Source organism: Sinomonas cyclohexanicum (assembly GCF_020886775.1).
Lineage (GTDB): Bacteria > Actinomycetota > Actinomycetes > Actinomycetales > Micrococcaceae > Sinomonas > Sinomonas cyclohexanicum.
Map to the genome: position 1 here is coordinate 3,220,883 of NZ_AP024525.1, position 26,027 is coordinate 3,246,909.

Sequence of the window (26,027 nt, forward strand, 5' to 3'; positions counted from 1 at the left end):
ATCCCGCGAACGGCGGGCGTCTCCGGTTGACTCATTCGAACACAGTTTCGATAATAGAGATATGTCTCTCGCACTCAGCTCCGACAGGGCCGTGTCGCCCCCGCGGGTCCACGAGCTGCAGGAGCAGATCCATACCCTGCAGGGGCGGCGCAACCGGGAGGGATCGCACCCGGTGCTGCCCTGCTTCTCCTCCCTCTTCCCCGCGGGGCTCAAGGGAGGAGCGGCCTACTCGCTGAACACGCCGCTTTCGGTGGCGATGGCCCTCATGGCCGGCGCCTCCTCGGAGGGGCAGTGGTGCGGGGTCGTGGGAGTCCCCGGTTTCGGAGCGGAGGCGGCCGCCGGATTCGGCGTGGACCTCGAGAGGCTCGTCCTCGTCCCGGACCCCGGGCCGGACTGGGCCGCCGCCCTCGGGGGACTCGTGGACGTGCTGCCCCTCGTGCTGGTGAAGCCGCGCCCAGGCGCCCCGCCCGAGCGATGCCTCGAGGCTGGCCGCCCGGCTGCGCGAGAGGGCCGCCGTCCTGCTCGTCCTGGGCCCCTGGCCCCAGAGCGACGGGATGCTGCGCGTGCGGGAGGCGCGGTGGGAGGGGCTCGGCCAAGGCCACGGGCGCCTCGAAAGCCACCGGGTCCGGCTCGAGCTGGATCAGCGGGGGCGTGCCCGGGCCGCCACCCTTGACCTCGGGCGGACCGGCGGCGTGGCGCTCCCCGGCGGCGCCCGGCAGCGGAACGGCCGGGGCGCCTCCCTCGGTGGCCGGCCATGACGGCGGCGGTGCCGAGGGCCCTGGTCGTCTGGTTCCCGGACTGGCCCCTCGTCGCAGCCCATCTGGCGGGCGAGGTCCCGGACCGCAGCGCGGCCGCCGTGATCGACAAGGGCCTCGTGGCCGTGTGCTCGGCCGAGGCACGCTCCGCCGGGGTGGTCAGAGGGCTGCGGGTCCGCGAGGCGCAGGTGCGGTGCCCAGACCTCGTCGCGGTCCCGGCTGATCCGGCGCGCGCCGAGCGCGAGTTCGAGCCCGTGGTGCGGGCGCTCGAGGGCGCCGTCCCGGGCGTCGACGTGCTCCGGCCAGGCCTGTGCGCGGTGCGGGCCAGGGGCGCCGCCAAGTACTACGGCGGCGAGGAGGCCGCTGGAGGCGCGGCGCTCGAGGCCGCGTCCGGGCTCGGGCTCGAGGCCCGCGCCGGGATCGCGGATTCGGTCTTCGCGGCGGAGGAGGCGGCCCGGTGCACCGGGGAGCTCGCGGCCCTGCGGATCATCGGGGCCGGGGACTCCGCCGCGTTCCTGGCGCCGCTGCCGGTCGCGGCCCTCGGCGACTCGCGGCTGGGATCCCTGCTGACGCGCCTCGGCCTGCACACCCTCGGCGACTTCGCTGCGCTGCCCTCTCCGGAGGTCCGGTCCCGCTTCGGCCCCGAGGGGCTCGTGGCCCACGCCAAGGCACGCGGTCAGGATCCCCGCGCCGTGGTGCCCCGGGTCCCGCCCGCTCCGCTCGACCGGGAGGCGGAGTTCGAGCCGGGGCTGGCCCGGGTCGACCAGATCGCGTTCGCCCTGCGTCCCGTCGCCGAGGACTTCATCGCGGGCCTCGCGGACGCAGGGCTCGCCTGCACCCAGCTGCGCGTCCAGATCACGGACGATTCGGGCGCCAGATCGGAGCGCTCGTGGGGCCATCCCCACCAGTTCTCCCCGGGCGACGCCGTAGAGCGGGTCCGGTGGCAGCTCCAGTCCGCGCCGGGCCCTTCGCCCCGACACGGCGGCCACTGGCGCACCACCGGGGAGTCGATGTCCGCGCCGGTGGTCCGGGTGCGGCTGGTCCCGGAGAAGGTCGACCTGATCGGCCGGCGGACCCAGACCCTGTTCGGAGGCGTCGACGAGCGCCTCGACCACGGCCTGCACCGGCTCCAGACCATGCTCGGCCACGGTTCCGTGCTGCACGCGGCACCGGCGGGCGGGAGGCTGCTCGCGGAGCGGTGCCTCCTCGTGCCGTGGGGCGAGGAGGCACCGCCCGGCACGGCCGAGCGGGCCTCACGGCCATGGCCCGGTGCCGTCCCGCCGCCGCTGCCGGCCACGGTGTTCCCGGAGCCCATGCCCGTGTCACTGCTCGGCGACGACGCACGGCCCCTCAGGGTTGATGCCCGCGGTGGCCTGACCGCGGCACCCGCATGGTTCGTGCCCGGCCCCCAGGGCGAGCGGCGGGCGGTCCGCAGCTGGGCCGGCCCCTGGCCCCTGCGCGAGAGATGGTGGGACGCCGCCGAGGCGCGCCGCGCCGAACGCTTCCAGATCCTCGACGGCGAGGGGGAGGCCTGGCTCCTACTCGGCGAGGACGGCCGCTGGTGGGCGGAGGCCCGCTATGACTGAAGGAGGTTGCCTTGGGCTGGAACAACCCGCCGATCCCCTGGCAGCAGCTGCATGACATCCTCGAAGGCAAAGAGGTCTCCGCCGAGGACCTGCGGGGCATCGGCCCACGTCACGCCCGCGCCCGCGCCGAGCAGGCCGACGCCGGCCGGACCGACGCCGGCCGGACCGACGCCGGCCGGAAGCCCATCGAGCACGACGGCGGGGACAGCCCGGCATGGTCCCGCAAGCGCGGCCCGTACATCCCTTTGGCCGCCCTGGGTGAGGGTGTGCGCGACGGCGAGCGCGCGCCGTCGTGCGCGTCCTCGCCTGCCGCGGTCCCGTACGCGGAGCTGCACGCCCACTCCCACTACAGCTTCCTCGACGGCGCGTCCTCGCCCGAGGAACTCGTCGAGGAGGCCGTGCGCCTCGGCCTGCACGCGCTCGCGATCACGGACCACGACGGCTTCTACGGGGTGGTCCGCCTCGCCGAGGCGGCGGAGGCATACGGCCTCGCGACGGTGTTCGGCGCCGAGCTCTCCCTCGGCCTCGGCGGCCCCCAGAACGGGGTGCCGGATCCGGAGGGCGAGCACCTCCTCGTCCTCGCCCGCGGCGAGGAGGGCTACCACCGGCTCGCCGGGGCGATCACCGCCGCGCAACTCACGGACGGCGCCGAGAAGGGACGCCCCGTCTACGTCCTCGAGGATCTCGCGGCACGGCTCCGGGGCCACTGCGTGGTGCTCACGGGATGCCGCAAGTCGCCGGTGCGGCGGGCGCTCGCGGACGGGGGCCCAGGGGCGGCCGAGTCCGCGGTCGCTGGGCTCGTGGAGCTGTTCGGGGCGGACGGCGTCGCCGTGGAGCTGTTCGACCAGGGGAATCCCCTGGACAGCTCGGACAACGACGCGCTCGCCTCGATCGCCCGCCGCCTCGGGCTCCCCTGCGTGGCCACGAACGCCGTCCATTTCGCGGACCCGTCCCGGCACCCCCTGGCCACCGCGCTCGCGGCGGTGCGCGCGCGGCGCAGCCTCGACGAGCTCGACGGGTGGCTTCCGGCCAGCGACGGCGCCCACCTGCGCAGCGGGGCCGAGATGGCGGAGCGGTTCGCCCGCTACCCCGGAGCGGTCGAGAACACCGTGCGCCTCGCGGACGAGCTGTCCTTCCCGCTCCGATCCGCCCGCCCCAGGCTGCCCAAGCAGGACGTCCCGGACGGGCACACGCCCATGTCCCACCTGCGCCAGCTCGTGGAGCGCGGCCTCGTGGACCGCTACGGCACTCCCGGCGCCGACTGGCGCGGCCCCGTCCCCCCGGATGAGGTCCGCGAGCGCGTCGAGAAGGAGCTCGCGGTGATCGAGAAGAAGGACTTCCCGGGGTACTTCCTCATCGTCCATGGGATCGTGCAGTTCGCCCGGGGCCGGGGCATCCTGTGCCAGGGCCGGGGATCGGCCGCCAACTCCGCGGTGTGCTACCTGCTCGGCATCACCGCCGTGGACAGCATCGCCTACCGGCTCCCGTTCGAGCGGTTCCTCTCGAGCCTGCGCGAGGAGGAGCCGGATATCGACGTCGACTTCGATTCGGACCGCCGCGAAGAGGTCATCCAGCACGTCTACGCGAAGTACGGCCGCACCAACGCCGCCCAGGTGGCCAACGTGGTGAGCTACCGGCCCAAGAACGCCGTCCGGGACGCCGCGAAGGCCCTCGGCTACGGGCAGGGGCAGCAGGACGCGTGGTCCAAGCGGATCGAGCGCTGGGACGCGCTCTCGGCCGCCACCGCGGGCGACGGCGACGGTGCCGAGGGCATCCCCGCCCGCGTCGTCGCCCTCGCCGAGCAGTTCCTCGGCTACCCCCGGCATCTGGGCATCCACTCCGGCGGCATGGTCCTCACGGAGCGGCCGGTGGGCGAGGTCGTGCCGATCGAGCACGCCCGGATGGAGAACCGGACCGTCCTGCAGTGGGACAAGGACGACTGCGAGTGGATGGGCCTGGTGAAGTTCGACCTGCTCGGGCTCGGCATGCTCGCGGCCCTGCAGTACTGCTTCGACCTTGTCGAGGAGCATTTCGGGGTGCGCTGGCGGGTCGAGGACATCCCCATTGAGGAGCCCGCGGTGTACGACATGCTGTGCCGGGCGGACTCCGTGGGCGTGTTCCAGGTCGAGTCGAGGGCGCAGATGAGCACCCTCCCCCGGCTGCGGCCCCGGCGCTTCTACGACCTCGTCGTGGAGATCGCCCTCATCCGCCCGGGGCCCATCCAGGGCGGCGCCGTGCACCCGTACATCCGCCGCCGCGCCGGCGAGGAGCGCATCACGTACCCGCACCCCCTCCTCGAGCCGGTGCTCGAGCGCACGCTCGGGGTGCCGCTCTTCCAAGAGCAGCTCATGCAGATGGCCATGGCGATCGGGGGCTGCACGGCCGAGGACGCCGACCTGCTCCGCCGCGCCATGGGATCCAAGCGCGGGGTCGAGAAGATCGGCAGCCTCAAGGAGAAGCTGTTCGCCGGCATGGCGGCCAATGGGCTGAGCCTGGAGGAGGCGAAGGCGATCTACACCCAGATTGCAGCGTTCGCGGACTTCGGCTTCGCCGAGTCGCACTCGATCAGCTTCGCCGTGCTCGTGTACGCGAGCTCGTGGCTCAAGCTGCACTACCCGGGGGCGTTCCTCGCCGCGCTCCTGCGGGCCCAGCCCATGGGCTTCTACTCGCCCCAGACCCTCGTGGCCGACGCCCGCCGCCACGGCGTGACAGTTCTCCGGCCGGACATCCTGCGCTCCCAGGCGGACGCGTGCCTCGAAGAGCTCGAGGAAGCGCACGACGGCGCCGGCTCACCGGACGCGGTCGGCCCGCCCGGCGCCGGGGATCCCCATGGCCCGGCCGCCGGCCTCGACGCCTGCCTCGAGCGGGTCCAGCCCCCCGTCGGCCCCTTCGACCCTCAGGCCTCCGACGAGACGGCGGCCCACCGCCGGGACGCGAGCCGGGCCGTGCGCCTGGGCCTCGCGGGCGTGCGCGGAATCGGGCACGACCTCGCGGAGCGGATCGTGGCCGAACGCGAGGCCGGCGGTCCGTTCCGGGAGCTGTCCGAGCTCTCCCGCCGCACGGGGCTCACGGCAGAGCAGCTCGAAGCGCTCGCGTCCGCGGCGGCCCTCGACTCGCTGGGACTGACGCGGCGGGAGGCCCTGTGGCAGTCGGGCGCCGCGGCGCTGGAACGGCCCGGGCAGCTGCCGGGCTCGCAGCCGTACGTCCAGCCGCCGCTCCTGCCCGAGCTCGGCGAGGAGGACGCGGTCGCGTACGACTTGTGGGCCACGGGGATCGCCACGGACGACCACCCGCTGCGCCACGCCCGCGGCCGCCTCGACGCGAGGGGGGTCCTGCGCATCGACCAGCTCCGCGCGGCCGAACCCGGGAGCAGGATCGAGGCGGCCGGCGTCGTGACCCACCGCCAGCGGCCCCAGACCGCCCAGGGAGTGACGTTCATGAACCTCGAGGACGAGACGGGAATCCTCAACGTGGTGTGCAGCATCGGGGTGTGGACCCGCTACCGCAGGGTCGCGCAGGCCGCCCCGGCCATGGTGATCCGGGGGATGCTCGAGCGCTCGAAGGAGGGCGTCACGAACCTCGTCGCGGACCGGCTTGAGGCCCTGCCCCTGAAGGCCAAGACCTCAAGCCGGGACTTCCGGTGACCAGGGGGCACAGGGGATGCGCGCTACTGGCCTTCAGGCTGCGGGCCGTTCTCCCACAGCCCCATGATGTTGCCCTCCGTGTCCTTGAAGTACGCGGCGAAGCCCATCTCCCCGACGGCCGTCTTCGGCGAGACCGTACTACCGCCAAGCTCACCGATCTTGGCCAGGGCCGCGTCGATGTCCTCGACGTCCACCGTGATGATGGGGCTCTTCGGCGGGAACTCCTCGCTGCGGACGAACATGCCGCCATTGATGCTGCCCGGCTCGAGAGGCGAGCCGGTCTCGCTCGACGGCGTCGTGCCCACCATGGTGTAGTCCATCCCCGGCACGGGCATCATGGTCCAGCCGAAGGCCTGCGTGTAGAAATTGTTGGCACGTTCCCCGTCATCCGCGGGGATCTCGAAGTGGACGACTTTCCCGGACATGGTCCTGCCTTTCCGTCGAGGGATCCCGGCACCGGATTCGGGTGCCACACCAGCAATCGTTGGGCGGCCCGGGACGGGAGTCAATGCTCGGCAACGTGCTCGCGCCCTACTGTCGGCGGGCCATGGCACGATGATCCCGTGAAGCTCGCAGGCCCGCTCCCCCGGACAGTCGCCCCCTCTCGGGGAACGGCGGACGCCGAGGGCGCCTGGGACGCCCCGGCACACTACTCCCTCGCGGCCACGTGCTTCCCGCTCCAGCGCGGCGACGGGGATCCCTGCTTCGCAGCCCACCCCGCCGGGCTGTGGGCGGCCTTCAGCACGGCCGAGGGCCCGGCCTCGCTCCTGATCACCCACCGGACGGTCCCCGGCCAGGCCGGGGAGGTGAGGGTGCGCGCGTGGGGCGAGGGGGCGGCGTCGGCCGTCGCGTCCGCCCCAGCGATGCTGGGGCTGACCGAATCGTGGGCGGGGTTCGACGACGAGGCGTTCCTCGCGACGCTCCCACACCTGGTCCGGGAGTCGCGGCGGCGCAACCCAGGGCTCCGGCTCCCCGCGACAGGCCGCATGGTGGACGCGCTCGTCCCCACGGTCCTCGAGCAGAAGGTCACCACGGTCGAGGCGCGCCGCGCCTACCGGTACCTCGTGCGGCAGTACGGCACGCCGGCGCCGGGGTCCGGCACGGTCGCGCCCGCGGGACTCATGGTCGCGCCGACCGCCGAGGCGTGGCTGCGGATCCCGTCGTGGGAGTGGCACCGCGCGGGCGTCGGGCCCCAGCGCTCGGCGACCGTGATGCGGGCGCTGCGCGCGGCGTCGGGCATCGAGCGGCTCTCGTCCTGCACGGCGGCCGAGGCCGCGGCCGCGCTCCAGACCATTCCCGGCATCGGCGTGTGGACCGCCGCGGAGGTCACCCAGCGCACCCACGCTGACCCGGACTCCGTCTCGGTGGGCGACTTCCACCTTGCGAAGTTCGTCGGCTTCGCACTCACGGGCCAGCGCACCGACGACGCCGGAATGCTCCGCCTGCTCGAGCCGTGGCGCGGGCAGCGCCAGCGCGTGGTCCGGCTCCTCGGGCTCTCGGGTGTGCGCGCCCCGCGGTACGGCGCAAGGATGACCATCCAGGACCACCGGCGCCACTGAGTACGCTTGGCCGAGGCTGTTCCCCCAAGGCAGCGGCGGCGTATCCTGCCGATGCCGGGCATGCACTGGGCGGAAGCATCGAGGAGGGTCCCCATGCCTACGATCAACGAGAGTGTCTTCGTTCCCGCGCCCCCGGAGAAGGTCTTCGAGTTCATCGGCGACCCGGCCAACTCGCCGCTGTACCAGGCGGCGGTGACCTATGCGGAGCTCGATGGCGACCTTCCCATCGGGGTTGGCAGCCTCTTCAGCGGCCGGAACAAGATCCTTGGGGTCACGTTCGACTGGGCGGCCGAGGTCATCGAGTACGACCGGCCCACGAGGCTCAGCATCCGGTCCACGGAAAGCAAGATCCCCTTCACGAGCACCTATGCGCTGACGCCCGAGGCAGACGGCACCCGCGTCGAGTACACCCTCGAAGCCGTTGACGGCCTCGGCGGGGCTTTCGGCACGCTGGGGGATCTCCTCGTGACGAAGACGTACACCCATCAGGTGCGCACCGACCTCGCCACGCTCGCCGAACTCATCCCCGCCCTCTAGCCCGAGTCTGCCCTCTGACACGAGGGTCCAGTCCCTAGACTGGACCCCATGCCTCTTGCCGCCACGGGAGCCCTGCTGCTCATCCTCGGCGCCGCCTCCGTGGCCTCAGGGCTCATCCCGTGGCCCGCGCTTGCCGGCCTCGCCGATCGGGTCGGCCCGATCCTTGCGTTCGTCGCGGCCATCACTGTGGTCACGGAATTGCTCAATGCTGCCGGGCTGTTCGAGTGGATTGCCTCGCATTTCCGGCGCTGGGGCCGCGGCAGGGTGTGGGCGCTGTGGATGCTCGTGGTGGGGCTCTCGCTCGCGGCGACCGTGTTCCTCTCTCTCGATACGACCGCGGTCCTCCTGACCCCCATCGTGGTCATCCTCGCCCGGCGCTGCGGGCTCCCGCCGCTGCCGTTCGCGCTCACCACCGTGTGGCTCGCGAACACGGGGTCACTACTCCTGCCGGTCTCAAACCTCACCAACCTCCTCGCGCTCCATGCCCTCGGCGGCGTCTCGCCGGCCGAGTTCGCCGCCCGGATGGCCCTGCCCGCCCTGTGGTGCGCGCTCCTCCCGGCCGCCGCGGTCGCGCTCCTCTTCCGGCGCCAGCTCGCGGGGCGCTACAACACCCTGCGGATCGGTCGCCTCCGCGCCGACGACGAGACCGCCGTCGGGACGGGTCCGGATCCGGTGCTCCTCGGTACGGGCGCCGTGGTCCTCGCCCTGCTGCTGCCCGCTCTCGTCTCCGGCGTGCCGGTGTGGATCCCGGCTGCGGCCGCCGCCGTGGTGCTCGTCGGAGTGTTCGCCGTGCGACGCCGCGGGGTTCTCCGGTGGGCGCTCGTCCCGTGGCAGCTGCTCGTCTTCGCGGCGGGGCTGTTTGTGGTCATGGAGGCGCTCCAGCACCTCGGTGCGCGAGAACTCGCCGGAACACTGCTCGGCGTCGGTGAGGGCCCCGGGGACCTGCTGCGCGTCGCGGCAGCGGGGGCCGTCGGGGCGAACGTGGTGAACAACCTCCCCGCTTACCTCGCGTTCGAGCAGGCCGCAGGCTCGCCGGCTCGGCTCGCGGGCCTGCTCGTGGGCGTGAACGCGGGCCCGCTTGTGACTCCGTGGGCGTCCCTGGCCACGTTGATCTGGCACGAGCAGCTGCGCCGGCTGGGCGTGGCGATCTCATGGTGGGGCTACGCTGCGGCCGGAATCGTGCTCGTGCCGCTGCTCGTGGTGCCCGCCGCGCTGCTCGCCGCGATCCCGTGACGGGGGCCGATACGGGTGGCAGGATCGACGCATGATCTCCCGGGACGAGCTCGACACGGTCCTCGAGGCGGGCGGGCGCCTCCTCGCCTCCGATGGCACCGGCCTCGGCTCGATCGACCAGCTCGTCCTCGACGCCTCCGGCGCACCGGCGTTCGTCTCCGTCCGGGCGGGGTTCTTCGGCATTGCCCAGCGCTTCGTCCCGCTCGACGGCGCGACCCTGGAGGGCTCCACGATCCGGATCGCGTTCGACGGCGAGTTGGTCCGCTCCGCGCCGCAGGTCGCCTCGGACCGCGGCGGCCTCGGCGAGAGGGACGCGAACGCGCTGCGGGAGCACTACGGCCTGCCCGCCGAGATCGGGTCCGGCGACGCCGAGATGGGGTCGGGTGACGTCGAAATCGGGTCCGGCGACGCCGAGATGGGTTCCGGTGACGCCGGAATCGGGTCCCCCAGTGAGGACACGCGACGGAACCCGCCGCCACCGCCTCTGCCTCGGCGGCCCCACCAGGGCCCGCGCCACCCAGGTCCGCCTCGCCCGCATCATCCGCGGCCGGCGCCGCCCCACGACGGCCCGCCTTCGCCACCGGTACCGCCGCCACACCCATCTGGACCTGCGGGTTGACCTCTGCGCTTGACCTGGGTGACCTCGGCGGATGAGGTCAGAGCCCGAGCCGCTCGACGGCCTCCTTGCGCATCTCGACCTTGCGGATCTTCCCGGACACGGTCATCGGGAACGAATCGCGGATGTCCACGTACCGGGGGATCTTGTAGTGGGCGAGCTGGCCGCGGCAGTACTCGGCCACGTCGTCTGCGGTCAGGGTCGCGGCGCCGGGCTTGAGGATGATGCAGGCCATGAGTTCCTCTCCGTACTTCGGATCCGGGACGCCGATCACCTGCACGTCCTGGATCGACGGATGGTGGTACAGGAACTCCTCGATCTCGCGCGGGTAGATGTTCTCGCCGCCGCGGATGACCATGTCCTTGATCCGGCCCTCGACGACCACGTACCCATCCGCATCCATGCGGGCGAGGTCTCCGGTGTGCATCCAGCCGTCGGCGTCGATGGCCTCGGCGGTCTTGTCCGGCTGGTCCCAGTAACCCGCCATGACGGCGTACCCGCGTGTGCACAGCTCGCCGATGGCCCCGCGCTCCACGGTCTCCCCCGTCGCGGGATCCACCACCTTGGATTCGAGGTTCGGCATGGTCCGCCCCACCGTCTCGGTGCGCTGGGCGAGGGTGTCGCCGGCGCGGGTCATGGTCGAGACGGGCGAGGTCTCGGTCATGCCGTAGCAGATCGCCACGTCGGACATGTGCATGTCGGAGATGACGCGCTTCATGACCTCGATCGGGCAGAGCGACCCGGCCATGACACCGGTGCGGAGCGTATCGAGCCGGTAAGAGGCGAAGTCCGGCAGGGCGAGCTCCGCGATGAACATGGTCGGCACCCCGTACAGCGAGGTCCCGCCGAAGTCCTGCACAGCCTGCAGCGTCGCGGCCGGGTTGAAGGCCCGCCCGGGCAGGATCGTGGCACACCCGTGCGAGAACGCGGCGAGGTTGCCGATGACCATGCCGAAGCAGTGGTAGAAGGGCACGGGGATGACCACTCGGTCCTCCTCGGAGTACGCCAGCAGCTCCCCGATCGCGTACCCGTTGTTGAGGATGTTGCGGTGGGTGAGCGTGGCGCCCTTGGGGAAGCCAGTGGTGCCGGATGTGTACTGGATGTTGATCGGATCGTCCGCGTTCAGGGTCGCCGCCCGCTCGGAGACGGCCGACGCCGGCACCTCGCCCCCGCGCTCCACGAGGGCCGCCCACGTGGTCTCCCCGGGCGCATCCGGCACGCCCGCCTCGAACACGGCGCCGCCGCCGGTGGTGAGCGGTGCGGGGAGGAACACGAGCTCGCGCAGGTCCGGGCACTCGACGAGCGCCTCGCGGGCCATGTGGACGTAGTCGCTCGTGCGGTCTGTCGGAGCCACGACGAGCATCCGCATGCCGTTCTGCTTCACCACGAAGTTCAGCTCGTGCGTCCGGTAGGCGGGGTTGACGTTGACGAGGATCGCGCCGATCGCCGCGGTCGCGTACTGGAGGATGGTCCACTCGGCGCAGTTCGGGCTCCAGATGCCCACCCGGTCGCCCTTGGCGATGCCCGCGGCGAGCAGGCCGCGGGCGGCGGCGTCGACGTCGTGCGCGAGCTCGGCGAACGTCCAGCGGCGGGCGGCGTCAGCACCGCCGTCGGCCGCCTCCTCGATGAGCGCGTCGCGGCCCGCGAAGCGCGCGGCGGTCCGGGCGAAGTTCGTGCCGATGGTCTCCTCGAGCAGGGACGTCGTCATCTCGCCTGCCGTGTGCGAAAGCGCAGCTTGGGTCATGGTTGAAAGCTACCAAGCAGATAGGCTGGCGACCATGAGTGATCCCGTGCGCCTCCAGGCCACCTTCATCCCCAACGAGGGCGAGTTCTTCCGCGTCAAGCTCGCGCTCGACATCGCGATCGAGGAGGTCCACCGCGAGCCCGGCTGCCTCCAGTACGAGATCACGGAGGAGTCCGAGGAACGGATCGTCCTGTCCGAGGAGTGGGCCTCCGAGGAGGACCTCGAGCGGCACTCGAAGGGCATCGCGGTCCAGGACCTGAACGAGTCCCTCAGCGCCCTGCTCGCCGAGCCGACGAGGATCGAGCGCCTCTAGTCGCCCCGCCCGCACGTACGCACGACGGCGCCGCTCCCCTCGCTGGGAGCGGCGCCTTTCGCTGTATGGGCATCCTTGACCGGTCAGTTCTTCGAGGCGCGGTTCACGGGCGTGGCACCCGTCAACAACTGCTGGACGCTCTGAGCCGGCCGGGCGCGAGAGCCGAGCACAGCGCGACGGCGCCGCCCCCCGTGCAGGGGGACGACGCCGTCGCGCACGATGCGGCTGGCCGCCGGGTGCGGGACCGGTCAGTTCTCGGAGCGCTTGGCCTCGGCCTCGGCGACCTTCTTGTGGACATCCTCCATGTCGAGGCCCTTCACCGCGTCGATGACCTGCTCGAGGGCAGAGGCCGGGAGGGCGCCGGGCTGGGAGAAGACGAGGACCTTCTCGCGGAACGCCATGAGCGTGGGGATCGACGTGATGTTGGCCTGGGCCGCGAGCATCTGCTCGGCCTCCGTGTCCACCTTGGCGAAGACCACGTCCGGGTGCTTCTCGGAGGCGGCCTCGTAGGTCGGGGCGAACTGGCGGCACGGGCCGCACCAGGACGCCCAGAAGTCCACCAGGACGATGTCGTTGTTCTCGATGACCTCGGCGAACTGCTCGCCGGTGACGTTCTTCGTTGCCATGCCGCGCTCCTCACTCGTGTGTGCGGTTTCGAAGGGTTCAACGATACCCATAGGGGTTTCATTCCCGACCGTTCTGCTTGGCCGGTCCTTCCCCCGGCCAGCGCGGTTCAAACCGCGGGGGGCTCGTGCTCCTCGACGTGCTTGCGGCCCGCGATCGCGATCGCGATCGAGATCACGAGGGCCGCAGCCGCGGCGTAGAACGGGACGGGAGCGCCGAACGTCTCGCCGAGCCACGTGGCGAGGAACGGAGCGAGCGCGCCGCCCATCCAGCGTACAAAGTTGTATCCGGCGCTGGCCACCGGGCGCGGCGCGTCGGAGACGCCCATCGCGAGCTCGGTGTAGACGGTGTTGTTCACGCCCAGCAGGGCGCCGGCCACGATCGTGAGCACGACGACGGCGGGCACGGCGTGGAGCGCGGCGGCCACAGCGAGGGAGACCATGACGAGGGCGAGCGCCGCGAGGGTGCCCGAGAGGACCGTGACGTCGCCGAACCTCGCCTGGAGCTGCGGTGCCACGAAGACGGAGAACAGGGCCAGCGCCACGCCCCAGCCGAAGAACACGGCCCCGATGCCGTAGGCGTCCATCCCGAGGATGAACGGCACGAATGCGAGGACGGTGTAGAAGCCGAAGTTGTAGAAGAACGCGCTTCCGGCCACGGACCGCAGCCCTGCGTGGGCGAGGGCCTTGAGCGGGTCACGGAAGTGGGTCTTCCTGCTGGTCGGCGGGGTCTTGGGGAGCGTGGCCATGATCGCGATGAACGCGATGGCCATGAGGGTCGCGGTACCGAAGAACGGCATGCGCCACTGCCAGCCGCCGAGCAGGGCGCCGGCGAGCGGGCCGAGCGAGAGGCCCAGACCGAGGGCGGCCTCGTAGAGGATGATCGCGGTGGACGTGCCGCCGGCCGCCACGCCTACGATCACCGCGAGCGCGGTCGCGACGAACAGCGAGTTGCCCAGGCCCCAGCCGGCGCGCCAGCTGATGAGCTCCGCGACGCTGCCGCTCGTGCCGGAGAGGCTCGCGAACACCACGATGAGCGCGAGACCGATGAGCAGCGTCTTCTTGCCGCCGATCCGCGAGGACACCCAGCCGGTCACGAGCATCATGACGGCGGTGACGAGGAAGTAGCTCGTGAACAGGAGCGAGACCTGGCTGGGGGTCGCCTGGAGGTTCTGCGCGATGGCCGGGAGGATCGGGTCGACGAGCCCGATGCCCATGAACGCGAAGACGGACGCGGCCGCGGTGGCCCAGACGGCCTTGGGCTGGCGGAAGAATGAGGCCTTCTCGCTCTCGAGCGTCTCGTGGGCGCTCGCACCGGTGGCGGCGCCGAGGGGCGCCGCGATCGGTGCTTCGGATGGGGACTGGACGCCGGTCTCGGCGGTCATGCGGGCATCTCCTGATTCGTCACGTGCTTGTTGATCTTGTCCATCACGGGCAGCGCCGCCGCGAGGGCGGCCCGCTCGGAGTCTGTGAGGGCGGACATGGCGTCCGCCATGCGCCCGCTGCGGAGCGCGTTGTCGCGGGCGGCGGCCTCGTCGCCGGCTGCGGTCCTGCGCACGACGACGGCCCTCGCGTCGTGCGGGTCGCTGCCCCTCTCGAGCAGCCCGGCCTTCTCGAGGCGGGCCACCTGCTCGGTGGCGGACGGGACGCGGACGCCGAGGTTCTTGGCGATGGAGCCCATGCGCAGCCCCTCGCCCGCGACCATGTTGAGGACGGCGAGCTGGGACGTGGAGAACTCCGCGGCCTCGTCGAGGTGCCGTGCCACCCACACCGCGTGGCGGAGTGCCTCTCGGAAGCCGTCGGCCAGGATCCTCAGGTCGTCGCTCATACTTAGGTATCCTAATAGTTAGGGTGCCTAAATGCAAGGGTCTGCGGTGCACGTCACGGCTCGGCGCCCGTACGCTTGGATCCATGAGGCTCCTGCTCATCCGGCATGGCGAGACGCCGTCCAACCTGCTGCGCGCGCTCGACACTGGCGCGCCGGGCCCGGGGCTCACCGATCTGGGGCACCGGCAGGCCGCGAAGCTCATCGAGTCCCTCTCCGACGAGGCCATCGGTGCCGTGTTCACCTCGAACCTGCACCGGGCCCAGCTGACCGCGGCACCGCTGGCCCGGGCAGTGGGGGTCGAGGCGCTGGTCAGGGACGGGCTGCGCGAGATCGCCGCGGGCTGCCTCGAGATGCGCACGGATGCCGAGTCGATGCTGCGGTACGTCTCGCTCCTCGAGGCCTGGATGCGCGGCCGCGCCGATGAGGTGCTCGACGGCGGCGAAGCCTGCTCCTCCGTCTACTCGCGGTTCAACGCCGTGGTCGCCGAGGCCGAGGGCCTCGGCCATCCCACGGTGGCGATGGTGAGCCACGGCGCCATGATCCGGACGTGGTGCGGGCACCACACGACCAACGTGGACGCCGATTTCGCCACGCGCAGGAACCTGGCCAACACCGGCGTCGTCGTGCTCTCCGGATCCACCCCTGCCGGGTGGGCGGTCGAGACGTGGGAGGGCGAGCGGATCGGCTGACCCATCCCGCCCCCTCCCCGGCAGGCGCCGGGGCTCTCGACGGCCGCGCCCGCGGCGCGGAGCTGCTGGAGGAGGAGGCGGGGCGCTGAGTCCTCAGCGGAGCTTCGTGAAGTTCCCTTCGGAGAGGACCGTGGCCTCGCCCTCGAGCACCATGATGGCCGTCTGGTCATCGATGGCGTACGCCGGGCCTCCGATGTCCGCGGCCCACCGCTCAGCGTGGGCGATCGTATTCTGTGGCATGTCCTCGTGGTCGAGGTGGGGGAAGATTGAGAAGTCGACGAGGCCGAGCGTGCGGTCGCTGCCGTTCGCGCCCTTCCAGCCGACGAAGTCGTCGCCGATCCGGGGCGTCATCACCATGCTCCCGGCGCTCACACCCACCCATACGGTCTCGGACAGCGAGGGCATCAGGTCCGTCAGCCCCGATTCCCGCATCCAGTGGCACAGGAACGTCGCGTCGCCGCCGTCAACCAGGAGGGCGTCCGCCTCCTTGACCCACGGGACCCACCGATCCTCGCCCATGCTCGGCAGCGCGGTGAGCTCGAGGAGGCCCACCGACTTCCAGCCGAGATCCGTCATGGGGGCCGGCGTCCTGCCCGTGACGAAGCGCCAGGCGGAGGCGGGTGTGCACCACGGGTGGCCGTACTCGGCGGTCGGAATGCACAGGGCGTTCGACTCGGCGATCGGCTTGCCGAGCAGCTCGACGAGCGCGTCGCGGATCGTGGGGTTGGAAACGCCCCCGGATGTCAGTAGAAGCTTCACCTTGCCTCCCGCAGCGCCAGCTCCGGCCGTACACGGTTGGGCCCAACATAGCAGAACACCCCCGCCGAAGACCGAGGGTGTTCCTCACGTTCGTGGCAGATGAGGGATTCGAACCCCCGTAGGCAATGCCAGCTGATTTACAGTCAGCCCCCTTTGGCCGCTCGGGTAATCTGCCGAACGCCACGCCGCGGCACACGAGCCAAGCTGTGTTCCGCGGTGCGAGCAAGACAACCTTACAGAACATTCGCCCACGCGTCGAATCGGCGCGTGTGACGCCCGATGGGTCAGGATCAGGCGGTCTCAGCGGAGGGCGCGCCGGCGTCGTCGTGCGTCTGCGACGACTCCTCGGTGGCGATCGCGCGGGCGATCTGCGCCTCGAAGAACGCCGCCTGCTCATCGGTGATCTGGCGGAGCGCGACGGCGCGCGCCAAGTCCTCGTGCACGCCATCGAGCCGGGCGGCCGCCGAGGGGGCCGGGGCCATTGCGATCCCGGTGGCGAGCGTCGCGGCGGCGACCACGCCTCCCGCCGCTGCGACCGCCCTGCCGGCGATCGACCTCTTGGGCGAGGCGTCCTTGCCATCAGTGCCCTCGGTGCGCGCTGTCTTCGTCGCCACAGGTTCCTCCCTCTACCGGCGGTTCACTGATACCAACGCTCGCAGCCCCGCTTCGGATCCGACTGGACTTCGGCTGTGAGTGAACTGTGGGCCCTGCGACCCTCGCCAGCAGGGAAGTACCCGGCCGCGGCCGATCCAACCAGCTAGGCTGGTGGGCAGCATCGGCCCCAACGATTTCGCGGAGGTTTCCATGGCAGATTCGACGTTCGACGTTGTCAGCAAGGTGGACAAGCAGGAGGTCGCCAACGCCCTGAACCAGGCGCAGAAGGAGATCGCCCAGCGCTACGACTTCAAGGGCGTGGGCGCCGAGATCGACTTCTCCGGCGAGAAGATCCTCATGAAGGCCAACGCCGAGGAGCGCGTCAAGGCCGTCCTGGACGTCTTCGAGTCCAAGCTCGTCAAGCGCGGCATCTCCCTGAAGTCCCTCGAGGCCGGCGACCCCTTCGCCTCCGGCAAGGAGTACCGCATCGAGGCCTCCATCAAGGAGGGGATCTCGCAGGAGCACGCCAAGAAGATCTCCAAGCTCATCCGCGACGAGGCGCCCAAGAGCGTCAAGGCCCAGATCCAGGGCGACGAGCTGCGCGTGTCCTCCAAGTCCCGCGACGACCTCCAGTCCACGATCGCCCTCCTCAAGGGATACGAGGACGTGGACCTGCAGTTCGTGAACTTCCGCTAGGCGCAGTCCGACTCAACGGCTGAGCACGACGCCGGCCGCTCGCCCCGCGCGGGGTGGGCGGCCGGCGTCGTGCGCGGCACCGAAGGATGCGGGCTACTCCCCGGCGAGTTCGCTGATCGCCGCGACGACGGACTCGACCTCGGCCTCGGGCAGGTTGGTCCGGGCGGCCAGCTCCCGGACGAGCTCGCGCTCGTCGGCTTCTGGGACCTCGGCGAGCGCCGCGTGCGCCGCGGTGGCCCTCCCCACGGTCGATTCCGCGAGGTCCCGAACGTCGTCAGGGACGGTCTGGCCCAACTGCTCCAGCAGCTTCATCTGGAGCCGCGCCGCCCTGATGTTGGACGTCTGGATCGACATTCACGCCACCTCCCCTCGCCTGCTTCGCTGCGGCCTCTGCCAATGCCGCTTCATTGTAGGCGGCAAGGACCTGGACCAGCAGGGCCCTGTCCTCGTCCTGGGCCCACCGCGATTCGGTCAGGCCCTCGAGGATCACGAGGGCCACGTTCCGGCCGGCCTCGTCCGAGGCGTACAGCCGGTCGATGGTGTCGTTGACCCGCTGCCACCAGTCGCGCCGGGCGTCGGTGGCCGTCTCGCGGGTGTCGACCCGGACCGCGATCTCCTCGGCCTGACGACCCGAAGCCCTCGCCAGCTGGGCTGCCTGGTCGCGGACCTTCCTGCCCTGCACGAGCGTCACCGCCGCGTTCACGCCCACGCCCGCGAGCGCAAGGAAGGCCACGAGCACCGGGATGAACATCGGGTCCACCTGCCACCTCCTTGCGCGGGCGCTGCGCGGGCACGGCCAGTCTACGAGGCTGCCAGCCCTTCTCCGATGCGCCACCTGCAGGTGCTAGGGCGTGTCTCCCATATGCCTCGTGATTGACGCGAGATTGTGGGTGGGTGGTATCTGTTGTGGACTCTCGTAATCGCCGGTTGACGGATGCGCAGTGGGCGTTGATCGGGCCGTTGCTGCCCTCGAACGCTGGACGGCGTGGTCACCCGTTCGGTGACGATCGCCGCATTGTCGATGGGATCATCTACCGGTTCCGCACCTCGACGCCGTGGCGGGACGTGCCGCGGGAAGAGTTCGGGCCCTGGCAGACGGTCTGGAAGCGGCACCGCCGCTACGCCGGAGACGGGACCTGGGACCGGGTGCTGCACGTGCTGCTCTCCCAGGCGGATGCGGCGGGGCTGATCGACTGGGACGTGTCCGTGGACGCGACGATCGCGCGTGCGCACCAGCACGCGACGAACACCACCCGCCCCGACCAGGACACAGGGGGCCGTGTCGAATCACAAGAATCTGCCGCTTGAGGAAGCTGAGCCCGCCGGTCACGGCATCGGCCGCTCCCGTGGCGGCCTGACGACGAAGATCCATCACGCCGTCGATGGCAACGGGCTCCCGCTCGCGATCGTCGTCACCGGCGGACAGCGCAACGACGGGGCGATGCTCAAGCGGGTCCTCGACGACATCCGGGTCCCCCGGGCCGGCGGCGGACGTCCACGCACACGCCCGGCCGCGGTCCTGGCGGACAAGGCGTACGGGTCCGGTGTGAACCGGCGCATGCTCCGCGCCCGCGGCATCCGGGCGGTGATCCCGGAAAAGAGCGACCAGATCACGTCCCGCAAACGCAAGGGCAGCAAGGGCGGCAGGCCGCCCGGCTTCGACGCCGACGCCTACAAGGACCGCAACGTCGTCGAACGATCATTCGCGCTCGTGAAGCAGTGGCGCGGCATCGCCACCCGCTACGACAAACTCGCGATCACCTACCGCGCCGGCGCAGTCCTCCACGCCGCCCTCATCTGGGCAACCCTATTAGGAGACACGCCCTAGCCTCCGCGCGTGTACATCGGCCACTACGCCGCCGCTGCGGCGCTGCTTGCGCTCGCCCCCGAGACCCCTGTGCTCCCTGTCGCCATAGCGGTGGCATGGCCTGACATCGTCTGGTCCGGCCTTGTTGGCGCTGGGGTCGAGAAGGTCCGCATCGACCCCAGGAGTCCGCTCCAGAGCTCGGTCCAGTTCACGTCATACCCGTACTCGCACTCGCTCGTCCTCTCAGCGGCGCTCACGCTCGTGCCGGCCCTGGCGTTCGGGCTGGTCTACGGGAACCCGCGGGTGGGCGTGGCCTTCTGGCTCGGCGCGGTCTCGCACTGGCTGCTCGACGTGCCGGTGCACCTCAGGGACCTGCCGCTCCTGGGACGCCTCACCGCCGCCGAGGGCCGCGGCGACCGTTTCGTCGGCTGGGGGCTGTGGTCCCGCCCTCGTCTGGCGTTCGTGGCCGAATACGCATTCTTCTCACTCGTCGCCCTCACGACGGCGCCCCGCTCTGCCCTCGTGGGCCTTCTCGCCGGGGGGCTGCTCCTCCACGCGCTCAACGCCAACTCGTTCTTCGGCTTCACGAAGGCCAATCCGACCGGGACTCCACGCCGCTACGCCGCGCTCGCCCTCGGAGGCTTCGTTGCGGCCATCATCTGGTTCACCCTCGCCTGGCAGTAGTACGCACGACGTCGGGCGCCCGGTCAGTGCGCGAGGCCGCGCCCGCCGTCGTGCGCTCCGCTACGGCTTCGGGTGCTCCGCGTCATACCGGGCGAACCCGGGCTGGGCGACGTGCAGCACCCAGACAAGCGCGATGCACGCGAGGGCACCCACCACGATGGCGGTGCCCTCGCCGAGCCAGGACGCCATGCCGCCCGAGAACACGTCGCCGAGTCGCGGGCCGCCGCCTACCACCACGGTGAAGACGCCCTGAAGGCGGCCCCGCATCGAGTCGGGCGTGGCGGCCTGGAGGATCGTGGAGCGCAGGGCGGCGCTCACGGAGTCCGCGGCGCCGGCGGCCACCATGCACAGGATCGCCGGCAGGATCCACCATGTTGGCCCCGCAGGCGAGGTCCGCCCGGCCGCGAGCACCACGATCCCGAACGCGAGGATGCTCGCGCCCCACGCGACCACCGACCACTGGACGCCCCTCCCCTGCCAGCGCAGCCGCGCGACCGGCCCGGAGAACAGCCCGCCGAGGAAGGTGCCGGCGGCGATCCCCGCAAGCAGGGCCCCGGCGGTCGCGGCCCCGCCGCCGAGCACCAGCACGGCCACGGCCGGGAGCACGGCCCGGGGCATCGCGAAGACCATGGCGCACATGTCGATGAGGAACGTCATGCGGATGTTCGGCCGCGTCCCGAGGAACCCGAATCCCTCCGCGACCGAGCGGATCCCCGCTCTGCGCACCGCGCCCTCCGGGGGCAGCGGCGGGAGCCGGAACAGGGCCCACATGGCCACGGTGAAGCTGAGCACATCGAACGTGTACGTCCACCCGTAGCCCACGGTCGCCACAAGCGCGCCGGCCACGAGCGGCCCCGCCGCGCCGCCGAGCCCGAACGTGATCATGTTCAGCGCATTCGCGGCGGCGAGCTTCTCGGGTCTTATCAGCCTGGGGATGATGGCGCTGCGTGCGGGCATGTTGATCCCGGTCCCGAGCGCCTGGATCCCTACGAGGACATAGATGAGCAGGACGTTCTCGAGCCGCAGCCAGGCCTGCAGCGCGATGAGCGCACTCGTGCCCCACAGCAGCCAGGACGAGACGATTGCCACGGTCCGGCGGTCGTGCGCGTCCACGATCGCGCCGCCGTACAGCCCGGCGAACACGAACGGGACGAGCGCCACAAGCCCCAAGAGGCCCACGTGGAAGCTCGAGCGCGTCAGGTCGTAGATCTGCAGGCTCACGGCCGTCACGGTCAGCTGCGACCCCAGGACGCTCAACAGCTGGCCGATCCACAGTCGCCGGAACTCGAGGCTCTCGGTCAAAGGTGACGTATCGGCCAGGTAGTTGCGCACCGCAACAGCCTAGTGGCGCGGCCAGCCCGGCCGGAGCGCCAGACTGCCGAGGCACGGCTCGATGCCGCGCACGACGCCGGTGACCCGCCGCCGTCGGGCGCCGCACCGGCGGCGCGGTTCGCGTGCCGGGGGTAGACCGCACGCGCGGGGGCTGTCCGCGGCGCGCCTGAGGCGAACCGGCATGGATGACGCGAACCGGCGCGCCTGACGCGAGCCGGCGGGCCTGCAGCCAGTCGGTGGGCCTGCCGCGGGTCAGCCGAGGCGCCGGGCCACCTGCGCGGGCGAATAGTAGCCGTGGCTGCGCTCAACCTCGTGGACGAGCTGGACCATTCCCTCGTTGACGGGCGCCTCAAGGCCTAGGGCGCGGGCCCGTGCCACGACGGCGCCACTGAGGTAGTCGATCTCGGTGGGCAGGCCCCGCTCGACGCTCTGCAGGGTCGATCCGAGCACCGGCTCGTGGCCCAGCCTGCGGCCCATGAGGCGCAGCAGGAGCGAGCCGACGGGACGTGGCGCCGAGCCGAGGAGCCCGAGAAGGGCGGGAGGCATGCCGTCGAGTGCGCCGAACTCCACCCCCTCGGCGCGGCCGGTCGCAAGGGCCTCGCGGATGCTCGCGAGGACGAGGCGGCGCAGGGCCGGGTTGGCCAGCGTGTCCTGGACGCTCAGGCCCGTGATGGCGGGCATCGCGTTGATCTGGTTCACCACGAGCTTGCTCCACTGGTGGCCCACGAAGTTCTCCACCGCCTCGGCGGGGATGCCCTCGTTGAGGAGGCTCGCGGCGTCGATCGCGTCCTGGGTGGGTAGCCCGGAGCCTGACCCCAGGTACAGCGGTCCGGGGACGAGGACGCGCACGGACCCCGGGGCGGGAGAGTCGGCGCTGAAGAACGCGATCGCGCCGATCGTCGGGCCGTCCTGATGGAGACGGGCGGCGTGTTCGGCGCCCTCGAGGCCGTTCTGGACCACCACGAGCGGTACGCCCTCGAGGGAGGTCGCATTGGACCGCAGCGCTTCCTCCTCGTCCTGGGCCTTGACGCACAGCAGTGCAAGGTCGGGCGCGCGGGTGAGGCGATCGCCGACGCCGATCTGCGCGACATGCTCGCCCCATGCACCCCAGAGGTGCAGCCCCCCGCTCTGGATCGCTGCGAGCCGGTCGCCGCGTGCCGTGGCCTCGACGGCGTGGCCGGCGCGCTTCATGAGCGCGGCAATGGTTCCGCCGATCGCCCCAATCCCGATGATCCCGATCCTCATAGCTTAGCTCCTGCGCGTTCGCTGGACCATGATCAGTAGACCACCCGCCACGGTGGCCCGGAAGGGCTGGTTCAGCGGCCGAGCTGGCGTCCGGCCATCGCCTCAAGCCGTGTGATCCGGTCCGCCATCGGCGGGTGGGTCGCGAACATCCGGGCGATGCCAGCACCGCCGCGGAACGGGTTCGCGATCATGAGGTGGGACGTGTTGACCAGCTTCTGGTCCCCGGAAGGCAGAGGCGCCTGCCGCACCCCGCCCTCGATCTTGTTCAGCGCCGAGGCGAGCGCGAGCGGGTCTCCCGTGAGCTGGGAGCCGTCCTCGTCGGCGTCGTACTCCCTCGTGCGGGAGATCGCGAGCTGGATGAGGGACGCGGCGAACGGGGCGAGCAGGCTGAGGGCCAGCAGCGCGAACGGGTTCGCGTTCCGGTCCCGCCCGCCGCCGAAGAACATCGCGAACTGCGCGACGGAGGTGATGACGCCGGCCACCGCCGCGGCGATCGAGGCGGTGAGGATGTCCCGGTTGTAGACGTGCATGAGCTCGTGCCCGAGGACCCCGCGCAGCTCACGCGCGTCGAGGAGCCGGAGGATCCCCTCGGTGCAGCAGACGGCCGCGCGCTGGGGGCTGCGGCCGGTGGCGAACGCGTTCGGCGACTGCGTGGGCGAGATGTAGATGCCCGGCATCGGCTGATTGGCCCGCTGGGAGAGCTCGCGGACGATCTGGTACAGCCCCGGGGCCTCCGCCTCGGTCACGGGATAGGCCTGCATGGAGCGCAGGGCGATCTTGTCGCTGTTCCAGTAGCTGTAGAACGTCATGATCAGGCCCAGCGCCGCGAAGATCCAGATCGGCGCGCCGCTGCGGGACCAGACGCCCACGAGGCCGCCGAGCCCAAGCAGCACCGCCCAGAGCACCCCGAAGAGCGCCGCGGTCTTGAGCCCGTTGTGATGGTTGTGCACGGTTGCCTCCTGTACCTCCAGTCGCTACAACGTACAGCTCCCCCGCTTCGGTTCCGCAGGGCAGGTTAGGGTCGCCTTATTGTGAACTCCTCAAAATAAGTGCTTCAATGGAGCCATGGAACCGAGCACTGGGCACACGGAATGGGCCTCCGCCCTTCGCGCTCACGGCCGCCGGGTGACCAAGCAGCGGCTCGTGGTGCTGGACGCCATCGCGTCCCACCCGCACTCGTCGGCGGACGCCATCCATGCCGCCGCACGGGAGGCGCTCCCGGAGATCACCCCGCAGTCCGTCTACGTGGTGCTCGGCGACCTGACCGACCTCGGAATGCTGCGCCGGTTCGAGCCGCCTCACTCCGCCGCCCTCTACGAGACACGGGTCGGCGACAACCACCACCACGCGATCTGCTCGGTCTGCGGACGCGTCGAGGACGTCGACTGCGCCGTGGGGCACGCGCCGTGCCTCACCCCGAGCGACGCCCACGGCATGACCATCGTCATCGCGGACGTCACGTACGTGGGCGTCTGCGCGGAGTGCGCCGCGAAGCCAGACCAGTCCAGCCCGACCCCGGCGGCCTGACGCCACCCACCACACTTCCCTCCCAGGAAACCAGTGCAGCGCAGTACGCGCGGAACAGAAGGAGAGATATGACAGCCAACTACTCGACCACCCAGTCCGGTGCGCCGGTCGTCTCGGACGCCCACGCCCAGTCGGTCGGCGCCGACGGCGCAATCATCCTGACCGACCACTACCTCGTCGAGAAGCTCGCCCAGTTCAACCGCGAGCGGGTCCCGGAGCGCGTGGTCCATGCCAAGGGCGGCGGCGCGTTCGGCGTCTTCAAGACCACCGCGGACGTCTCCAAGTACACCAAGGCCGCGCTCTTCCAGCCGGACGTCGAGACCGAGATGCTCATCCGCTTCTCGTCGGTGGCCGGCGAGAACGGCTCGCCCGACACGTGGCGCGACCCGCGGGGCTTCGCCGTGAAGTTCTACACGAGCGAGGGCAACTACGACCTCGTGGGCAACAACACCCCGGTGTTCTTCATCCGCGACGGCATCAAGTTCCCCGACTTCATCCACTCGCAGAAGCGCCTCCCGGGCAGCCACCTGCGCGACGCCGACATGCAGTGGGACTTCTGGACCCTCTCCCCCGAGTCCGCCCACCAGGTCACGTGGCTCATGGGGCCGCGCGGCCTTCCGAAGACGTGGCGCAACATGCAGGGCTACGGCTCGCACACGTACCAGTGGATCAACGCCGAGGGCGAGCGCTTCTGGGTCAAGTACCACTTCCACACGAACCAGGGCGTCGAGAGCCTCACGGACGAGGAGGCCGAGCGCCTCGCCGGTGAGAACGCGGACTACTACATCCAGGACCTCTACGAGAACATCGCCGAGGGCAACTTCCCGAGCTGGGACCTCTACGTGCAGGTCATGCCGTACGAGGAGGCCAAGACCTACCGCTACAACCCGTTCGACCTGACGAAGACGTGGTCCAAGAAGGACTACCCGCTCATCAAGGTCGGCACGATGGAGCTCAACCGCAACCCGGAGAACTACTTCGCGCAGATCGAGCAGGCCGCGTTCGCGCCGTCGAACTTCGTCCCCGGCATCGCCGGCTCGCCGGACAAGATGCTCCAGGCGCGCATCTTCTCCTACGCGGACGCGCACCGCTACCGCGTGGGCACCAACCACGCGCAGCTGCCTGTCAACGCCCCGAAAAACGAGGTCCGCAACTACAGCCAGGACGGCGCGGGCCGCATCTCGTTCAACTCGGCCTCGACGCCGGTCTACGCGCCGAATTCGTTCGGCGGCCCCACGGCCGTCGAGCCGACGCCTCAGTCCGGCGGGCCGGGAGGCGGTTGGGAGAACGACGGCGAGCTGACCCTCGCTGCTCACACCCTCCACGCTGAGGACGGAGACTTCGTGCAGCCGGGCATCCTCTACCGTGAGGTCTTCGACGACGCCGACCGCGAGCGCATCCTCGCGACCCTCACGGGCGCCGTCGGCGGCGTGAAGAACTCCGAGATCAAGGAGCGCGCGATCCAGTACTGGACCAACGTCGACACCGACCTCGGCGCGAAGCTCCGCGCCGAGCTCGGAAAGTAGCGGCTCGGAAGGACGCTGCGCCGAACGCAGCTGACACGCGGGGGGTCCGGTGCGTCTGCACCGGGCCCTCCCGGCTTGCCTGAGGTCACCGGACCCCTCAGTTCGGGTGTGCTAGGACCTCGCGTGCTGGTCCGCGGCGTCGAGGCGGGCCACAAGTGCATCCGCGAGGAGGCCGAACGACTCAAGGGCGGCCCGCCTGTCACCGGTCAGGACGAAGTCGTAGAGCAGGCCCATGACCGCGCCCACGTACAGGCGTGCAAGCGAGCCTGCCCGTTTCGCGGGGATCCCGTTGCCCCGCAGCCAGCCGGCGAGGAAGCGCCGCCAGTGCTCATGCGCCTCAGTGCCGAAGCGGCGGGGACGCTCGGCCACGACATCCTGGACCGAGGCCTCGAACTCGAGGCGCTGGAGGTGGCGGCCACGGTGGTCGAGGCAGAGCTCAAACGCCTTGCGCGCCCAGGCCAAGAACTCCTCCCGGGACGACGAGTGGGTCGCGCCGGACTCGAGCGGCTCGTAACGGCGCATGATGGCCCGAATGATCTCAGTGACAAGCTGCTCACGGTTGCCGAAGTGGTACACGAGCACGTAGCTGCTGATGCCGAGACCGTCGGCGAGGCTCCTGAAGGTCAGGTCCGCGAGGGTGGAATCGACGAGGAAGTCGAGGATCTCCTCGAGCAGCTCGTGCTTCCGCTCTGGCCGTGGTGGTCTCGCCATGCCGACTATCCTAGACTCC

Annotated in this window: 27 protein-coding genes, 1 tRNA gene and 2 pseudogenes; 16 read left to right on the forward strand and 14 right to left on the reverse strand. The window is 71.0% G+C overall.

All coding sequences use genetic code 11. From position 1 onward, the window contains the following. Positions 1-61 precede the first annotated feature (61 nt). The 5 genes and pseudogenes from imuA' to SCMU_RS15315 form a co-directional block, all read left to right on the forward strand. Positions 62-463, forward strand: a pseudogene (gene imuA' / locus SCMU_RS21240) (DnaE2-dependent mutagenesis accessory factor ImuA'); the annotation flags it as partial. Positions 464-467: 4 nt separating this feature from the next. Beyond that, a pseudogene (locus SCMU_RS21245) lies at positions 468-533 on the forward strand (hypothetical protein); the annotation flags it as partial. 21 nt (positions 534-554) lie between these two features. Continuing rightward, the gene (locus SCMU_RS15305; protein ID WP_229229966.1) at positions 555-758 is read left to right on the forward strand and encodes a hypothetical protein; all 204 of its coding nucleotides are present in this window, start codon (positions 555-557) and stop codon (positions 756-758) included. Further along, positions 755-2,341 (forward strand): DNA polymerase Y family protein, encoded by a 1,587-nt coding sequence (locus SCMU_RS15310; protein WP_229229967.1) that lies wholly within the window; start codon positions 755-757, stop codon positions 2,339-2,341. Before SCMU_RS15305 ends, SCMU_RS15310 begins: the two co-directional genes overlap by 4 nt. An 11-nt stretch (positions 2,342-2,352) precedes the next feature. Continuing rightward, entirely contained in the window at positions 2,353-5,985 is a 3,633-nt protein-coding gene (locus SCMU_RS15315) for an error-prone DNA polymerase (RefSeq protein WP_229229968.1), read from the forward strand. Positions 5,986-6,008: 23 nt separating this feature from the next. Here SCMU_RS15315 and SCMU_RS15320 read toward each other — a convergent pair whose 3' ends face one another. Continuing rightward, positions 6,009-6,410: a VOC family protein gene (locus SCMU_RS15320; RefSeq protein ID WP_229229969.1), complete on the reverse strand. Its 402-nt coding sequence runs from the start codon at positions 6,408-6,410 to the stop codon at positions 6,009-6,011. A gap of 138 nt (positions 6,411-6,548) precedes the next feature. On the opposite strand from SCMU_RS15320, the gene SCMU_RS15325 reads away from it, so the two are divergent. The 4 genes from SCMU_RS15325 to SCMU_RS15340 all read left to right on the forward strand — a co-directional run bounded on the left by SCMU_RS15325 (position 6,549) and on the right by SCMU_RS15340 (position 9,933). Beyond that, positions 6,549-7,544 carry a DNA-3-methyladenine glycosylase family protein gene (locus SCMU_RS15325; RefSeq protein WP_229229970.1) on the forward strand — a complete coding sequence of 332 codons (996 nt, stop codon included), beginning with the start codon at positions 6,549-6,551 and terminating at the stop codon, positions 7,542-7,544. A gap of 93 nt (positions 7,545-7,637) precedes the next feature. Then, positions 7,638-8,081 carry an SRPBCC family protein gene (locus tag SCMU_RS15330; protein ID WP_229229971.1) on the forward strand — a complete coding sequence of 148 codons (444 nt, stop codon included), beginning with the start codon at positions 7,638-7,640 and terminating at the stop codon, positions 8,079-8,081. A gap of 48 nt (positions 8,082-8,129) precedes the next feature. Then, entirely contained in the window at positions 8,130-9,314 is a 1,185-nt protein-coding gene (locus tag SCMU_RS15335; protein ID WP_229229972.1) for an SLC13 family permease, read from the forward strand. 31 nt (positions 9,315-9,345) lie between these two features. Then, positions 9,346-9,933 (forward strand): hypothetical protein, encoded by a 588-nt coding sequence (locus SCMU_RS15340; RefSeq protein ID WP_229229973.1) that lies wholly within the window; start codon positions 9,346-9,348, stop codon positions 9,931-9,933. Positions 9,934-9,970: 37 nt separating this feature from the next. Here SCMU_RS15340 and SCMU_RS15345 read toward each other — a convergent pair whose 3' ends face one another. Continuing rightward, positions 9,971-11,674: an AMP-binding protein gene (locus SCMU_RS15345; RefSeq protein ID WP_229229974.1), complete on the reverse strand. Its 1,704-nt coding sequence runs from the start codon at positions 11,672-11,674 to the stop codon at positions 9,971-9,973. A gap of 34 nt (positions 11,675-11,708) precedes the next feature. Here SCMU_RS15345 and SCMU_RS15350 point away from each other — a divergent pair, with 34 nt between their 5' ends. After that, a complete protein-coding gene (locus tag SCMU_RS15350; protein WP_229229975.1) occupies positions 11,709-11,987 on the forward strand; it encodes a putative quinol monooxygenase in 279 nt (92 codons plus the stop codon). Positions 11,988-12,235: 248 nt separating this feature from the next. Here SCMU_RS15350 and trxA read toward each other — a convergent pair whose 3' ends face one another. From trxA to SCMU_RS15365, 3 genes are all read right to left on the reverse strand, one after another. After that, entirely contained in the window at positions 12,236-12,613 is a 378-nt protein-coding gene (gene trxA, locus SCMU_RS15355) for a thioredoxin (RefSeq protein ID WP_229229976.1), read from the reverse strand. Between the two features lie 107 nt (positions 12,614-12,720). Beyond that, on the reverse strand, positions 12,721-13,995 hold the full coding sequence (locus SCMU_RS15360; RefSeq protein ID WP_229229977.1) for an MFS transporter: 1,275 nt from the start codon (positions 13,993-13,995) through the stop codon (positions 12,721-12,723). After that, positions 13,992-14,438 carry a MarR family winged helix-turn-helix transcriptional regulator gene (locus tag SCMU_RS15365; RefSeq protein ID WP_229229978.1) on the reverse strand — a complete coding sequence of 149 codons (447 nt, stop codon included), beginning with the start codon at positions 14,436-14,438 and terminating at the stop codon, positions 13,992-13,994. Before SCMU_RS15365 ends, SCMU_RS15360 begins: the two co-directional genes overlap by 4 nt. Before the next feature lie 83 nt (positions 14,439-14,521). On the opposite strand from SCMU_RS15365, the gene SCMU_RS15370 reads away from it, so the two are divergent. Then, a complete protein-coding gene (locus SCMU_RS15370) occupies positions 14,522-15,127 on the forward strand; it encodes a histidine phosphatase family protein (protein WP_229229979.1) in 606 nt (201 codons plus the stop codon). Between the two features lie 93 nt (positions 15,128-15,220). On the opposite strand, the gene SCMU_RS15375 is transcribed toward SCMU_RS15370, so the two are convergent. The 3 genes from SCMU_RS15375 to SCMU_RS15385 all read right to left on the reverse strand — a co-directional run bounded on the left by SCMU_RS15375 (position 15,221) and on the right by SCMU_RS15385 (position 16,500). Then, positions 15,221-15,886 carry a Type 1 glutamine amidotransferase-like domain-containing protein gene (locus tag SCMU_RS15375; RefSeq protein ID WP_229229980.1) on the reverse strand — a complete coding sequence of 222 codons (666 nt, stop codon included), beginning with the start codon at positions 15,884-15,886 and terminating at the stop codon, positions 15,221-15,223. A gap of 93 nt (positions 15,887-15,979) precedes the next feature. After that, positions 15,980-16,061: transfer RNA gene (locus tag SCMU_RS15380), tRNA-Tyr, on the reverse strand. Between the two features lie 115 nt (positions 16,062-16,176). Next, positions 16,177-16,500: a hypothetical protein gene (locus SCMU_RS15385; RefSeq protein ID WP_229229981.1), complete on the reverse strand. Its 324-nt coding sequence runs from the start codon at positions 16,498-16,500 to the stop codon at positions 16,177-16,179. A 190-nt stretch (positions 16,501-16,690) separates the two neighbouring features. On the opposite strand from SCMU_RS15385, the gene SCMU_RS15390 reads away from it, so the two are divergent. Beyond that, positions 16,691-17,176, forward strand: coding sequence for a YajQ family cyclic di-GMP-binding protein (locus SCMU_RS15390; protein ID WP_229229982.1), 486 nt, complete (start codon positions 16,691-16,693; stop codon positions 17,174-17,176). 93 nt (positions 17,177-17,269) lie between these two features. On the opposite strand, the gene SCMU_RS15395 is transcribed toward SCMU_RS15390, so the two are convergent. Together SCMU_RS15395 and SCMU_RS15400 are read right to left on the reverse strand one after the other, a co-directional pair. After that, a complete protein-coding gene (locus tag SCMU_RS15395; RefSeq protein ID WP_229229983.1) occupies positions 17,270-17,488 on the reverse strand; it encodes a hypothetical protein in 219 nt (72 codons plus the stop codon). Continuing rightward, positions 17,451-17,936, reverse strand: coding sequence for a hypothetical protein (locus SCMU_RS15400; RefSeq protein ID WP_229229984.1), 486 nt, complete (start codon positions 17,934-17,936; stop codon positions 17,451-17,453). The genes SCMU_RS15395 and SCMU_RS15400 overlap by 38 nt, the downstream gene beginning before the upstream one ends. Before the next feature lie 134 nt (positions 17,937-18,070). On the opposite strand from SCMU_RS15400, the gene SCMU_RS15405 reads away from it, so the two are divergent. Together SCMU_RS15405 and SCMU_RS15410 are read left to right on the forward strand one after the other, a co-directional pair. Further along, positions 18,071-19,004 (forward strand): IS5 family transposase gene (locus SCMU_RS15405; protein ID WP_443020157.1). Its coding sequence is split into 2 segments (ribosomal slippage): positions 18,071-18,448 and positions 18,450-19,004, totalling 933 coding nucleotides; the frame shifts between segments, so codons are not numbered across the junction. 9 nt (positions 19,005-19,013) lie between these two features. Continuing rightward, entirely contained in the window at positions 19,014-19,667 is a 654-nt protein-coding gene (locus tag SCMU_RS15410; protein ID WP_229229985.1) for a hypothetical protein, read from the forward strand. A gap of 60 nt (positions 19,668-19,727) precedes the next feature. Here the strand turns inward: SCMU_RS15410 and SCMU_RS15415 are convergent, their stop codons facing one another. The 3 genes from SCMU_RS15415 to htpX form a co-directional block, all read right to left on the reverse strand. Beyond that, complete coding sequence (locus SCMU_RS15415) at positions 19,728-20,999, reverse strand: MFS transporter (protein WP_229229986.1); 1,272 nt, start codon at positions 20,997-20,999, stop codon at positions 19,728-19,730. Between the two features lie 252 nt (positions 21,000-21,251). Next, positions 21,252-22,244, reverse strand: coding sequence for a ketopantoate reductase family protein (locus tag SCMU_RS15420; protein ID WP_229229987.1), 993 nt, complete (start codon positions 22,242-22,244; stop codon positions 21,252-21,254). A 71-nt stretch (positions 22,245-22,315) separates the two neighbouring features. Continuing rightward, positions 22,316-23,194, reverse strand: a complete 879-nt coding sequence (gene htpX, locus SCMU_RS15425; RefSeq protein WP_229229988.1) for a zinc metalloprotease HtpX — start codon at positions 23,192-23,194, stop codon at positions 22,316-22,318. Between the two features lie 115 nt (positions 23,195-23,309). On the opposite strand from htpX, the gene SCMU_RS15430 reads away from it, so the two are divergent. Then, positions 23,310-23,771: a Fur family transcriptional regulator gene (locus tag SCMU_RS15430; RefSeq protein ID WP_229229989.1), complete on the forward strand. Its 462-nt coding sequence runs from the start codon at positions 23,310-23,312 to the stop codon at positions 23,769-23,771. Between the two features lie 68 nt (positions 23,772-23,839). Further along, the gene (locus tag SCMU_RS15435; protein WP_229229990.1) at positions 23,840-25,297 is read left to right on the forward strand and encodes a catalase; all 1,458 of its coding nucleotides are present in this window, start codon (positions 23,840-23,842) and stop codon (positions 25,295-25,297) included. Positions 25,298-25,408: 111 nt separating this feature from the next. Here the strand turns inward: SCMU_RS15435 and SCMU_RS15440 are convergent, their stop codons facing one another. Then, entirely contained in the window at positions 25,409-26,008 is a 600-nt protein-coding gene (locus SCMU_RS15440; RefSeq protein ID WP_229229991.1) for a TetR/AcrR family transcriptional regulator, read from the reverse strand. Positions 26,009-26,027 lie beyond the last annotated feature (19 nt).